This is a genomic window from Vibrio sp. 10N.247.311.47 (genome assembly GCF_041467535.1).
GTDB classification, from domain to species: domain Bacteria; phylum Pseudomonadota; class Gammaproteobacteria; order Enterobacterales; family Vibrionaceae; genus Vibrio; species Vibrio crassostreae_C.
In genome coordinates this window covers 96,616-110,392 of record NZ_JBFSUR010000004.1, presented here as the reverse complement: position 1 = coordinate 110,392, position 13,777 = coordinate 96,616, and the positions used below count along the sequence as shown (strand labels likewise).

Sequence of the window (13,777 nt, the reverse complement as noted above, 5' to 3'; positions counted from 1 at the left end):
AAGTTAGTCGTAATTTAAAGTGGACCGTTATCTTATAGATTTACTCCACCTCGATGACTATCGTTTTTTGTCTTAACCACAAAGACCATTACTCATAAGCGATTGAATAAGAAAAACAAAATGATAATTGAGACTCTCATTCCAATTACAAAACCTCTCCCTACCTTAAAACGGAAAAACGCCATATCTCGATTGAGATATGGCGTTTCAATTAGCCATTAACATTAAGACCGATAGGGTATATCTGCCAAAAACACGTTCAAAAAAGAACTAAGGCTTAAGCTTTAAAACACGGTCAATGTCTTCTGCAGAATGGCGCTCTGGTACTTGCTCCCACTCTTCGCCAAATGAACGGTTAACCACTCGACCGCGTTGGAAACCTTCGCGCGCTTCTAGTTGCTTCGCCCAGCGAACTACGTTGGCGTACGACTCAACTTGAAGGAATTCAGCGGCATCATATGTTTTACCTAGTACAAGGTTGCCATACCAAGGCCAAATCGCGATATCTGCAACACTAAGCTCTTCGCCTGCCACATACGTGTTATTCGCTAACTGTTTGTCTAATACATCTAGTTGACGTTTCACTTCCATCGCAAAACGGTTAATTGGGTATTCTTGCTTTTCATCGGCGTAAGCGTAGAAATGACCAAAGCCACCACCTAGGAATGGTGCAGAGCCTTGCGCCCAAAACAACCAATTTAATGTTTGAGTGCGAGCAGCGCCCTCTTTCGGTAAAAAGTGACCAAACTTTTCAGCCAAGTGCATCAAGATGGATGCCGATTCAAAGACATTCACATCTTCGTCACCAGACTTATCAACAAGTGCTGGTATTTTCGAATTCGGGTTTACACCAACAAAGCCAGAAGAGAACTGATCAGCCTCACCGATGTTGATCAAGTACGCATCATATTCAGCTTCTTTAACACCCGCCGCTAACAACTCTTCCAGCAAGATAGTGACTTTTTGACCGTTAGGTGTGCCAAGAGAATACAATTGAAAAGCATGGTCACCAACAGGAAGCTCTTTATCAAAGCGAGCTCCAGATTCAGGACTATTGATGTTTGCCCACTTGTTACCACCAGCAGTATCGTTAACCCAAACTTTTGGCGGAGTGTATTGTTCTGACATGATATTTCCTTATTAATATAGGGTCTCACAAACTGATATTAGGTCACATGCCTGCGGTTAAAACCCCTGAATACGATTTATTTTCAAACTGTTAAGCATGGCTTATTCCAGAAAGACATAACCCGCTTAAGCGTTAGTGTGTAGAAGGTAAGTCTGTATTCAAACTTCAATCTAATATCGATAAGTCCACTGCATCATTTAGCAATGATTTTACGAACGACATACCGACAGCTTCAAGAAAGCTGTGATAAAATCGGGATATTACAATTGATAAGGATTTGGCAATGTCTTCTGATTTCACAGGTTCGAGTGCAGCGTATGCTCGCCAAGAGAAAGGCTACCGCGAAAAAGCACTAAAACTGTACCCTTGGGTTTGTGGTAAATGTGCGCGCGAATTTGTTTACTCAAACCTCCGAGAGCTTACCGTTCACCACGTGGATCACGACCATACAAACAACCCTGAAGATGGCAGCAACTGGGAGCTACTGTGCCTGTACTGTCACGATCATGAGCATTCAAAATACACTGACCATGAGCGTTATGGTGTGGATGCAAAAGCGAGTTTAGATGATCATCAGTCAGCGACACACAACCCGTTCGCCGATCTCGCTAAGATGATGAAGAAATAACACACCTTCAGAGTAGTCTTTGGTAGATGGTAACTGCTAGATAATAGATACATAACAAGTAACCCCAGTATGTCACCATACTGGGGTTTCTTTTATCTGCCGTCATAACCAAATAATAGAGTTCAGGTAGGCAGGATCAAAAAAGCCTTCCGAAGAAGGCTTTTTAAGAATCAAATCGAATTATGCTGCCGCTTGCTTGCGAGACTCTTCTACCTTCTTAGCGCGCTGTTTTAGCGTCAATTTATCGCGGTATGCAAACCAAACGTAAGACACAACCACTAAGAAGAACAGGTATGACAATGAGAAAATGAACGGCGATTGAATGATATCGTTCGAGATACCCCAAGAAACACCGATAACAGTCACTGCAATTTTCGCAAAAAAGCCACACATCAATAGCACTAATGCCAACTGTGGGAAACGCGTACTGCGGAATGCAAGCCAGTAGCAACTACCAACTGCTAGAGCCGCAACATAGAAGCCGAATAGGAAAGAGTGAATATGGTCAGCTGCCGCTACACCACCAGAAATTGACATCAATAAAATTAAAAACAGTTTCATAATACTCGCCTCACCATAAGTTGGAAACGCATCCTTTCAAATTTGGAATCTCAGTTTGCATACTATTTTCCCACTTTTTACGGACAACACAACCCCTCCAATCGAACAAAATGTAAGCAAAAGTACTAACAAAAATCACCCTTAACAATTGCTTAACATTCTGTTTTTAATAAAACTCCGTTACTCCTTGTCTCATATGAGCAAAGCGCTGTTACGATTTATTTTGTTACACAAATTTAACCTTGGAAATTAATTAAAATTATTTGTAACTCTGTGATATCCGCACGCAATACGCGTCTATTCAAAAACCATCACCTCAAAATCCCTGAAATAATAAGAAGACAGAGCGAAAAAGAACAAAATAGAGAGGTGTTAAAAACATTTCAAAAACCAATGAAAAACAACTTATTAACAAATTGAATTTAATTTACCAAAAATGGAAAAAGAGATTCCAATCACATTTTAATTGGTTATAATCCGCGCTCTTTTGCGCTATCTGTTGATAAACGCAAACTAATTTTGAAGAAACAATCACAATAACCCGTCTTTAGTTAAGTGGCTCTCCACTAACCGATGACAAAACTGAGAATAAAAATGAGCAAGATTGATAAAGCAACACGTATCCTGCTAGCAGGCTTCTGTATCAACCTTTGTCTTGGCATCCTGTATGCTTGGAGTGTATTTAACAAAGCGCTAGTAACTGAAGCTGGTTGGAGTGCTGCTGAAGCATCTTCACCTTACGCTATTGCAACTATCACATTCTCTGTTTGTCTTCTTGTTGCGGGCATCCTACAAGACCGTATGGGTCCACGTAAGATCCTTATCCTAGGTACAGCGCTTACAGGCCTAGGTATGATTGCTTCTGGTTTCGCTACAACGCCTATGATGCTGAACATCACGTTCGGTATTATAACAGGTGCAGGTATCGGCTTCGGTTACGCATGTCTGTCTCCATCAGCAATGAAGTGGTTCCACTCTTCTAAGAAAGGTATGGTTAACGGCCTTATCGCAGCAGGCTTCGGTCTTGCGGCTATTTACCTAGCACCAGTAACTTCTGCGCTAATCGACAGCATGGGTATCCAAACTAGCTTTATGATTCTTGGTGTTGGTGTACTTGCAATCGCAGTACCTCTAGCAGCAACAATCAACAACCCACCAGCGGATTACACGCCAGCTGAGCCTAAAGTAAAAGCAGGCCAAGCTCCTAAAGCGGTTAAGAAGACTGAAGACCTAACTTGGAAAGTAATGCTGAAGACTCCTCAGTTCTACTCTCTATGGATCATGTACGCATTCGCTGCATCTGTTGGTCTAATGATCATCGGTAACATCACTACAATTGCTAGCGTTCAAGCTAACCTGCCAAACGCAGTTTACCTAGCGTCTATCCTTGCAGTATTCAACTCAGGCGGCCGTGTTGCTGCGGGTATGCTTGCAGATAAAATCGGTGGCGTACGTACTCTACTTCTAGCGTTCATCCTTCAAGGCGCGAACATGGCTCTATTCGCTACGTTCAACTCTGAATTCACGCTAATCATTGGTACGGCTATCGCAGCGGTTGGTTACGGTACGCTTCTAGCAGTATTCCCAACACTAACTGCTGAGTTCTACGGCCTGAAAAACTACGGTACTAACTACGGCGTGCTTTACACGGCATGGGGTATCGGCGGCGCTATCGGTGCAGCAGTTGTTGGCTTCTCAATGTCAAACGGCGAAGGTTACGGCCTAGCTTACACAATCTCTGCAGTTATGATGGCAGTGTGTATTGTTCTAGCAATCATCACTAAACCAATCTCTGAAGCTAAAGTTGCTGAACTAAAAGCATCACAAGCTTAATCAACAGAAAAGATTGAATTTGTTACTGAAGAGCTTAACCTTAGGGTTAGGCTCTTTTTGTATCAAGCGACTTCTCCATTGACGACCGAAACCACTCTTCAGCTCTCCCCCACTTATTATCTCGACAACTTCAATCGACTGGTTGAACACGCTCAAACGCTCTACCCCGATCTTCTGAGTGATGATGAATGTCGTTGGTTGTCCGCATACAAACGTCTTTCTGTTTCAAGCCAATGCCTAATGGTTCGTTTGCTTTCTCGTAAAGGCCGTTGGTTTCGCAGCGATAAACTCAACTATGTTGAGATCCCAGATCTAAAGACCGTACTGCAAGAGCTAAACAGCTCAGGCTTCATTGGGTTGAGTCATCCCGAAGAACAGCATGACCTCGCCATTAGTGAGGTCGAGCTCGGGTTTCACTTGCTCACCAAACCAGAGCTGTTGAGTGTATTCCCCGCCCTTAAGAGCCATAGAAATGCCAAGAAAGACGAGCTGTTGTTACGGCTTGATCAGCAACCTTTTGATCAATTTCAAAACCTCTCTTTCGACTGTATTTACGTCATCGAATCTCAAGTGATTGATGTATTACTGTTGCTGTTCTTTGCCAACACCTATCAAGACTTAAGTCAGTTCGTGTTAAGCGACCTTGGGCTAAACACCTTTGAGAACTACCCATTAAGCAAGCAACACCGCTTCTTCACCTCTAGGGATCAGCTCAATCAATTAATCCAGATGCGCGATATTCAACGCTTTTATTCAGAAGGTGACCGCAAAGATGGCGAGTTTCTGGAACTGCTTTTAAATGCGATTCCTGAAGAATCAGAACACAGAAGTATTGCCAGAAAACGATCGCGTTTGATCAATGATATTGCTCGCGATCTTGAAAGGCTTAATCTAAACGACCAAGCTATCTTTTGGTTCAGACAATCTACACTTCCTCCGAGCAGAGAACGACTTGCACGCATCTATGATAAGCAAGGTACGCTAGACTTAATGTGTGACATTGTCACGCAAATGAAAGCTACTCCATCGGATGTGTCAGAGTTGGAAATCGCTATTAAGCTTGAAGACCGGCTGCTACGGAAACAGGGGCACAAAGTTTCACGAACCATAAAGCCGAGCTGCAAAGAGTTAAAACTGGAATTAGACCTCAGCCAAACTCGAGTCGAGCTTGCGGTAAAGCAGCATTTTGAGAACCAAGGTTGGGACGTCTACTTTTCAGAAAACAGTTTTCTGTGTGGCTTGTTTGGTTTGGCTTTCTGGGATGTCATTTTCGCAGACGTTGAAGGCGCCTTTATCAATCGTTACCAACATCGACCATTGGATCTGTACCATTCAGATTTCGTAGACAAGCGAGCCGAACAGATTGAAGCCGTGTTTCAAACGATATCCAAACATGGGCTGAACCATTTTCTTGATACTTACGATGAAAAGCAAGGTATCGCGAACCCCTTTGTTCATTGGGATTATTTTCCTAAAGCACTCATCGAACACGGCATGGCTTCAATTCCAAATGCCTTGGTTGTAGACCTCTTCAAAGTGATATTGAGTGACTTAAAGCTATTTAGAACTGGGATGCCGGATTTGATTGCGTTCAAGGGCGATGAGTTTCATTGGATTGAAGTCAAAGGCCCTGGCGATAAACTGCAAGACAACCAGTGGCGCTGGATCAAAGAGTTTGAGCGATTGTCTGTCCCCTTCTCTGTTTGTTACGTCAATCAATGAGTCTTAGCTCTTAACTCTTAACTCTTAACTCTTAACTCTTAACTCTTAACTCTTAACTGCTAGCTTTCAGCTCTTGGGACTTAAATCTAGCTAAGTCTAAACACCAATTTCTGAGCACTAGCGAGTGACGCGCATCGACAAGTCACTCGTCCCATCAAGATCTTGTCTACAAAATTGTTAGAACATGAGCATTTTCAATCATTTTCGATATAATTATAGAAAATGCCTAATATTTAAATACGTATGAATTTGAAAAAACTCTTCATTTTAGCTTTTGTTAGCGTCTTCTCAGGTTGTGCCGTCTACGCGGGTTTAAACTTCGACGAACTGTTTGGTGAACAACAAGTACGCGATCGCCAAGCACCTATTCTTTCAGCTCAAGCGCAGCACTTCATTGACGAAGTAAAGCCCATCATTGATAACCGATGCGTGGTTTGTCACGCTTGTTATGACGCCCCTTGCCAACTCAAAATGTCTTCAGTGGAAGGTATAGACCGAGGCGCGAGCAAGGCACTCGTTTATCAAGGCACCCGCTTAACGGCATCAGCCCCTACTCGCTTGTTTGAAGATGCTTTAACCACGCAAGAGTGGCGCGATGCGGATTTTCATCCTGTCCTCAATGAGCGCATGCAAAACTCAACGGCTAACCTCGATGCTGGTCTTGTTTCTCGTATGTTGATCCAGAAAGAGAATCACCCTCTGCCCGATCAAACCCAGCTTGAAGGTTTCGACTTTTCAATCGATCGCGACCAACAGTGCCCAACCATTGAAGAATACGCTCAATACGAGAGAGATTACCCAACTTGGGGAATGCCTTATGGGATGCCAAACTTAGACAAAACCGAATACGCGACTTTAATGAGTTGGTTGGAAAATGGCGCGTTAATGAACGACCACATTCCATTGACTGATGCAGAACAAGAGCTCGTTAATGTCTACGAAAGCTTTTTAAACAAGAGTGACAATAAGAGTCAACTTTCAGCACGTTACATCTACGAGCACCTGTTTTTATCTCATGTCTATTTTTCTGATTTAGCTCAGCCAACACGCTTCTTCACTGTTGTTCGCTCTGCAACACCACCAGGTGAAGCGGTACAGCGCATCACGACTCGTCGCCCTTATGACGATCCAAAAGTAGACCGTGTTTACTACCGTCTGATTCCAAAACAAGGCACTATCGTCGACAAAACGCACATGCCTTTCGCACTTAATAAAGAGCGTCTACAAAAGTGGAATACCTGGTTTGTCGACGTAAATTACGAAGTAAAACAACTACCTAGTTACGACATCGATGTTTCAGCTAACCCAATGACTTCGTTTGAAGCACTGCCAGTAAACTCGCGCTTCAACTTCATGTTAGATAACGCGCAAAACACCATCATGGCCTACATCAAAGGACCTGTGTGTCGTGGTCAACTTGCCTTGAACGTAATTAACGACCGTTTTTGGGTTTTCTTCATCGACCCAGAGAAAGCCGATGTTCCGGAAATCAACGCCTTCTACGCAAGTCAAAAGAAAAACTTAAAGCTGCCTAGCGAACTAAAAAGTAACACCGTACCTGTGACCAACTGGGTAAGATACGCAAAGCAACAAGCGCAATACCTAAACGCGAAATCAGACTTCACTAACCAATGGTTCGAGAGTGGCGTCCACCTAGACACTGGCATCATTTGGGATGGCGATGGCATCAACCCGAATGCTGCTCTCACCGTCTTTAGGCACTTCGATAGCGCCTCTGTTGTACAAGGGTTAGTTGGCACGCAACCTAAGACTGCGTGGATTCTTGATTATGCTCTTCTAGAGCGTATTCATTATCTTCTCGTTGCAGGCTTCGATGTTTACGGCAACTTTGGCCACCAGCTGATTACACGCATGTTCATGGACTTCTTGCGTCTTGAAGGTGAGAGTAACTTCTTAAGCCTTCTTCCTAAAGACGTTCGTCACATTGAACACTCTAGTTGGTACCAGAACCAAAGCGCACAACTGAGTGACTATTTGCAGCGAAACATTGCACCTTTTGATCAGCCGACCAGCGTGGTTTACAAAACGGCGGATCCGAAACACGAACTGCTTGATATGATCAAAGATAAGCTCGCACCTGTTCTCGATAATCGCTTTGAGATTGTTGAAACAGGTTTTGGTAGGAAGAATGAAGCACTGCTTAACCAAGTGAATTTGATAAAGGGCGAAGGCCTGCGTCATGTGCCTCAATTAGTGATGATCATGATTGAAGGCGAAAACGGCGAAGAGCAACTGTTCACCATGATTCACAACAACGCTCACAGCAACATTTCGAGCCTGTTTAATGAAGAAGGTAACCGTGATTACGCCAATGATGACCTAACCCTCGTAAGAGGCGTTGTCGGTAGCTACCCTGCGGCTTACCTATCATTAACCGAAAGCGACATTCCGACTCTGGTTAAAACGCTACAGAACTTGAACACGGAAGAAGACTACGTGGCGTTACTTGATAAGTTTGCTGTACGACGCAGCTCTCCGGAGTTTTGGCCGTTCAGTGACCGTGTCCATCGCTGGTATCAACAAGCGCAACCTATCGAGTTCGGCCTGTTGGATTACAACCGCTTTGAGAACCGCTAGTTTTCACGCATAACTTTTAAAAACAAAAATCCTCTGTCTTGGCAGAGGTTTTTTGTTTATGGGGAAAAGTATCGTAAATGCTATTGAGAAGCGAGAAGTGCTCTTAAGAAGCGAAAAGTGCTCTAGATTGAACCCGATGTTTCCGGTTGGTGTAGCTCATCAAAAAACGCACGCGCGGCGGGGGAAAGGGAATCTACAGGTTGCTTCAACACCACATAAAACTGACTCTTAAGGCTCCACTTCTCGGGCTGAAGCGGAATCAAGGCTTGGTCATAATGGCCACGGTCGATTAAATGAGACGGTAAAAAACTCAGGTGTGTGCCCGCCAAGGTTAAAATTACACCCGACTCGACATGCCAGCCATCAAAAGGCTTTACGGAATCGTACTGCTCAATATTCAGTAATCGGAACATCTCATCTTTGGCATAGCCGCCCATGTTGATACGACAGCCATCCAATGAGAAATCCTTGTCCATGATCTTCTCAGCCAGATCCTTACGCGCATACAGATAACTGTGCTCTTCAAACAGTGGGTATTTATGTTGAAACGCTGATTTTTGATGTGACCCTAGAACCACTATCATCATATCAATCTGGTTCTTTGCTAACTTCTCATTCAACTGGGTGAAATCCCCGACATCAACACTCACCTCAACACTGTTACTGCGTTGGTAAAACGTCTCGATCGCTTTGGGAAGTGGGTTATAAGGCAAAGTGACGGTGTTATCCAAACATCCAATTCGCACATGCCCAGAGAGTTCCGTCTGTACACCTCGTAACTTATAAGCGAAGTCGGTTAAGGTCGATTTTAGTTGGTTCGCATATTTATACACTTGCTCACCTTCATGAGTCAGCTTAAAACCACGTCGACCACGTTGGCATAATGTTAATTCTAAGCTTTTTTCCAAGGCAATAAGCTGATTACTCAGCACTGGTTGACTAATCCCAGTGCTTGCGACCGCCTGATTGATGCCTCCTTGTTCAACAATTTCACAAAAAAGCTCTAATCTACGTAGGTCTCTTTTGTCTAACTTATTGTTTTTATTCACTTTGCCACTCACATTTGTTTTTTGTTATGTTTACATCTGATTATATTCATTTATTAACAATAAATACATCAGTATGCTTTATTCACACTTATGGAATAACAATGCATGGATGGCACTATGGCGGCAGAAGCTTACGTGAATAAACCCGAAGCAACACACAGCCACAAAAAGATAGATGACTTCGAGTTGGAACCCGTTCCCGAGAAGGCCAAACGATCTTGGTGGGTCATCAGCCTTATTTGGTTGGCAATCGGCATCGACATTTCGGGACTGTTTCTCGGCTCGATTCTAAGCAGCGGTATTGGTTTTGAAGACGCACTGCTTGCCACGTTTATTGGTTCAGGCTTATTGGCGATCATCGCGATGCTGTGTGCCAACATTGGCTTTCAAGCTGGCGTGTCTACCCCGCTGGTGAGCAGTGCGGTATTTGGCCGTAACGGCGGTAAAATTCTTGGCTTCATCAACGGCATCTCATTAGTCGGCTGGTTCGCATTCCAGGCTGATTTCTTCGCTTTCATCATGGTCGATGCACTGGCGAAATACGACATCATAATTTCACACCTCACCGCTCTTATTGGCGGCAGTGTGTTAATGATGATGACGGCTATCTATGGCGTTCGTGCTTTAGGCAAACTCAGTACCTATTCTGTTCCATTGATGGTGACGTTGATTACCATCGGTTTGTTTATGGCTGCTGATTATCAAGGTGGCGCAGCGCCATCGATTGAAGATCCTTTGACGCTTGGCCAAGCCATCTCTTTTGTTATGTCTATCTGGATTCTAGCTGCGGTTGCTGCACCTGATATTGCTCGCTACGCCAAAACACGCCGTGATGCGATTTTAGGAGCGGGTATCGGTTTCCTCGTCGGCAACAGCGCCATCATTCTTATCGCATTGATCTTGACCAAAATGACCGGCACCGACGACCTAGTCGAAGTCTTCTTCACCCTAGGTTTAGGCATGGCGGCCATTATAGTACTGGTATTCGCACAATGGACCACCAACAGTAGCAACCTAACCTCTGGCGGCTTATGCATGTCGATGGTTCTACCTAAGATTCCGCGCCCTGTTCTGGTTGTGATCATGACCATCGTCGGCATTGGTATCGCTCAACTCGGCATGGTGAACAAGTTTACCGACTTCTTAATGCTACTCAGCGTAACCATTGCGCCTGCTGCGGGTGTCTACATCGTTCAATATTATGTTTTAGATTCGACAAAAATGAGCTTTGAGAACATCCAGCAAGTTCCAGCTTGGATGTTTAGAGGCTTGGCTTCTTGGGCATTTGGTACTGCATTCAGCGCTTGTACCGCGCCAGAGTTTTTCAACCTGTTTTCGTTAACCAGTATCTCGGCGTTAGACGGCATTCTTGCCGCTGGTGTGATTTACCTCGCCCTAATGAAGCTTTCTCCTTCAAGTGATAAGGAATAGTAGTTGTGATTATTACTGAACAAATGATTGATGATATCGCGCTTGGTGCGACGGTATTAGGTACTGGCGGCGGCGGTGACCCATACAGCGGTGCCTTGATGGCGAAAGTAGCCATTGCAACGGCAAAGCACCCTGTACGCATGATTCCTTTAGAAGACGTGCAAGACGATTGGATGACAGTACCCTCTTCAATGATTGGCGCACCAACCGTCGCAGTAGAGAAACTCAATTCGAAAGATCAAATGTTGATTGCTTTCGAAGCGATGGAAAAAGCGCTCGGCACTGAAGTGGCGGCAACGTTTCCTATCGAAGTAGGCGGCTTCAATTCATTGATTCCAATTCTCGTTGCAGCACAAAAGAACATTCCTGTGATCGATTGTGATGCGATGGGACGTGCGTTCCCAGAAGCTCAGATGGTGACCTTCTTTCTTGATGGTCTCCCTTCTGCACCAAACACATTGGCCGATGAGCGTGGCAATGTCGTCACGCTTTATCCGATAGACGGAATTTGGTCGGAAAAATTTGCGAGGCCAATTACCGAACAGATGGGCGGATCTGCAGCAATGTGCGATTACCCAATGAACGGTAAGAACCTAAAGCGCAGCGCATTGCCTGCAACACTGACCCAAGCAATGAAGATTGGTGAAGCGATAAGGCTGGCGAACGACAACAATCAAAGTGGCACACAGGCTGTATTAGACATTGTCGGCGGCCATACCATCATCAGTGGCAAGATTGTTGATATTCAAAGAGAAACCGATGGTGGTTTTGCAACAGGCGGTGTCGTAATTGAAAAGCTAGCTCAGTTTGAAGATACCGGCGTCGATAACGTGTTTGTGCAGTTCCAAAACGAATTACTTCTGGCGCACAAAGGCGCAAGCCGCGCAGACATGAACCAAGATAATCTGCTGGCATCAACACCGGATCTTATTTCGATCTTGGATCATGAAACCGGTAAACCAATCACAACCGAACAACTTCGTTACGGGCAGCGCATTGACCTTATCGCCTACCCTTGCGACCCTAAATGGCGCACTGACAAAGGTATTGAAGTCGCGGGCCCGGGTTACTTTGGCTACACAGTCGAGTATCAAACCATTGAACAACTGAAGTCTGCATTGAAGAGGTAGTAGCATGACAAACATTACGCTTGATTACTGCCGTTTGGGCATTGACGTAGGTGGCACCAATACCGACGGTGTGCTACTCGACGCAGACTTGAATGTGATTGCCAAAGTAAAGACCGCAACCACACATGACATTTCAACCGGCATTGATAACGCGATTGCTGCACTATTAAGCCAAGCAGACATTGATGGTCAGCAAGTGAAACATGCGATGCTTGGTACGACTCAATGCACCAACGCAATCGTTGAACGAAAAGGCTTAGATAGAGTCGGGATGATCCGTTTAGCGCTTCCAAGTGGCGATAGTGTTCCGCCACTCTGTGGTTGGAGCGAAGCTTGGCAAAACCTGCTTGGTGAACACTTCTACCAAGCACACGGCGGCTACGAATACGACGGCCAATTGATTGCCGACATTCAAGAGTCTGAGATCCGCAAGCTTTGCCAGAAAATGAAAGGCCATGTGGATTCCATTGCTATCTGCGGAGTGTTCTCTCCCGTCAACGGCGACCAGGAGCTTCAAGCAGCAGAGTGGATTCAACAAGAACTTCCGGGCGTGAACCTATCGTTATCCCATAAAGTGGGCAGTTTAGGGCTTTTAGAGCGTGAGAACGCCACTATCCTCAATGCGGCTCTGCAAGGGACAGCAAAACGATTCGTTGACGGCTTTTGCAGTGCACTCATCAATCATGAAATCCACACCACGCCTTATTTCGGTCAGAACGACGGAACACTGATGTCACAGCAGTTCGCATTGATGTACCCGATTCTTACCGTGGCTTGTGGGCCAACAAACTCGATTCGTGGAGCGAGTCACTTAACTAAGTTAAAAGACGCGATTGTGGTCGATGTGGGCGGCACTACGTCTGATATCGGCGTACTGACTCACGGCTACCCAAGAGAATCGAGCTTAGCAGTAGAAATCGGTGAAGTGAGAACCAACTTCCGTATGCCTGATATTTTGGCGTTAGCCATTGGTGGTGGTACCAAGGTTCGCTTTGAACAGCAGCGTATAGAGCTAGGCCCAGAAAGTGTTGGCCATACCTTGACGCAAACGGCGCGTAGCTTTGGTGGTGATGAACTTACGCTCACCGATATTGCACTCAAAACAGGACAAATGCAGTGGCAGGCAGAACATCAACTGAGTGATGAGATTGGTGTTTCGGCCGAACAAGCAAGCAAGATTTATCAACAAATGGTCACGGATGTTGAAGAAGGCATCGATAAGATGAAGACCTCTGCGGCGAGTGTACCCGTAATCATGGTTGGTGGTGGTAGTGCCCTATTCCCAGATCATTTTGAAGGTGTGAGCCAAGTGGTTCGTCCTGAGCACTTTGAAGTGGCTAATGCGATTGGTGTTGCGTTGGGTGAAATATCAGGTCAATTCGATAAGATCGTACCGATTGACCCAGCATCACGTGAAGAGACCTTAAAGGGCTTGGAAGCGCAATCAAAGCAACTGGCGATTGAAGCTGGCGCATGCAGCGATAATGTCGCGATCATTGAACGCAGCGAGATTCCATTAAGCTACCTACAAGGCAATATGGTTCACGTTAAGATCAAAGCTGCTGGACATATCAAGATGGCTTAGAGCCGTTCCTTGAAAGCCTTACTTAGATTCTTATTCGACAATAAAAAAGCAGGTCACTTCTTCATATTAAAACGGAGAAATAGCCTGCTTTTTGTTTTCTGTTCTTATTTT

Annotated in this window: 10 protein-coding genes; 7 read left to right on the top strand and 3 right to left on the bottom strand. The window is 44.9% G+C overall.

What is annotated here, in order from left to right; all coding sequences use genetic code 11:
- Positions 1 to 270: 270 nt before the first annotated feature.
- Entirely contained in the window at positions 271 to 1,128 is an 858-nt protein-coding gene (gene yghU, locus AB6E51_RS04215) for a glutathione-dependent disulfide-bond oxidoreductase (protein ID WP_372058266.1), read from the bottom strand.
- 284 nt (positions 1,129 to 1,412) lie between these two features.
- Here yghU and AB6E51_RS04210 point away from each other — a divergent pair, with 284 nt between their 5' ends.
- Positions 1,413 to 1,757 carry a YajD family HNH nuclease gene (locus tag AB6E51_RS04210; RefSeq protein WP_017060876.1) on the top strand — a complete coding sequence of 115 codons (345 nt, stop codon included), beginning with the start codon at positions 1,413 to 1,415 and terminating at the stop codon, positions 1,755 to 1,757.
- A 180-nt stretch (positions 1,758 to 1,937) separates the two neighbouring features.
- Here the strand turns inward: AB6E51_RS04210 and AB6E51_RS04205 are convergent, their stop codons facing one another.
- A complete protein-coding gene (locus AB6E51_RS04205) occupies positions 1,938 to 2,318 on the bottom strand; it encodes a hypothetical protein (RefSeq protein ID WP_017064770.1) in 381 nt (126 codons plus the stop codon).
- 594 nt (positions 2,319 to 2,912) lie between these two features.
- On the opposite strand from AB6E51_RS04205, the gene AB6E51_RS04200 reads away from it, so the two are divergent.
- The 3 genes from AB6E51_RS04200 to AB6E51_RS04190 all read left to right on the top strand — a co-directional run bounded on the left by AB6E51_RS04200 (position 2,913) and on the right by AB6E51_RS04190 (position 8,471).
- Positions 2,913 to 4,151: an OFA family MFS transporter gene (locus tag AB6E51_RS04200; RefSeq protein WP_017067032.1), complete on the top strand. Its 1,239-nt coding sequence runs from the start codon at positions 2,913 to 2,915 to the stop codon at positions 4,149 to 4,151.
- 57 nt (positions 4,152 to 4,208) lie between these two features.
- Positions 4,209 to 5,873: a VRR-NUC domain-containing protein gene (locus AB6E51_RS04195; protein ID WP_372058267.1), complete on the top strand. Its 1,665-nt coding sequence runs from the start codon at positions 4,209 to 4,211 to the stop codon at positions 5,871 to 5,873.
- Between the two features lie 243 nt (positions 5,874 to 6,116).
- The gene (locus tag AB6E51_RS04190) at positions 6,117 to 8,471 is read left to right on the top strand and encodes a fatty acid cis/trans isomerase (protein ID WP_372058268.1); all 2,355 of its coding nucleotides are present in this window, start codon (positions 6,117 to 6,119) and stop codon (positions 8,469 to 8,471) included.
- Positions 8,472 to 8,593: 122 nt separating this feature from the next.
- Here AB6E51_RS04190 and AB6E51_RS04185 read toward each other — a convergent pair whose 3' ends face one another.
- The gene (locus AB6E51_RS04185; protein ID WP_372058269.1) at positions 8,594 to 9,532 is read right to left on the bottom strand and encodes a LysR family transcriptional regulator; all 939 of its coding nucleotides are present in this window, start codon (positions 9,530 to 9,532) and stop codon (positions 8,594 to 8,596) included.
- 93 nt (positions 9,533 to 9,625) lie between these two features.
- On the opposite strand from AB6E51_RS04185, the gene AB6E51_RS04180 reads away from it, so the two are divergent.
- The 3 genes from AB6E51_RS04180 to AB6E51_RS04170 are packed head-to-tail and all read left to right on the top strand — an operon-like array spanning position 9,626 to position 13,666.
- On the top strand, positions 9,626 to 10,951 hold the full coding sequence (locus AB6E51_RS04180; protein ID WP_372058270.1) for a cytosine permease: 1,326 nt from the start codon (positions 9,626 to 9,628) through the stop codon (positions 10,949 to 10,951).
- A 5-nt stretch (positions 10,952 to 10,956) separates the two neighbouring features.
- Positions 10,957 to 12,081 (top strand): DUF917 domain-containing protein, encoded by a 1,125-nt coding sequence (locus AB6E51_RS04175; protein WP_102449797.1) that lies wholly within the window; start codon positions 10,957 to 10,959, stop codon positions 12,079 to 12,081.
- Between the two features lie 4 nt (positions 12,082 to 12,085).
- A complete protein-coding gene (locus AB6E51_RS04170) occupies positions 12,086 to 13,666 on the top strand; it encodes a hydantoinase/oxoprolinase N-terminal domain-containing protein (RefSeq protein ID WP_372058271.1) in 1,581 nt (526 codons plus the stop codon).
- Positions 13,667 to 13,777: the final 111 nt, after the last annotated feature.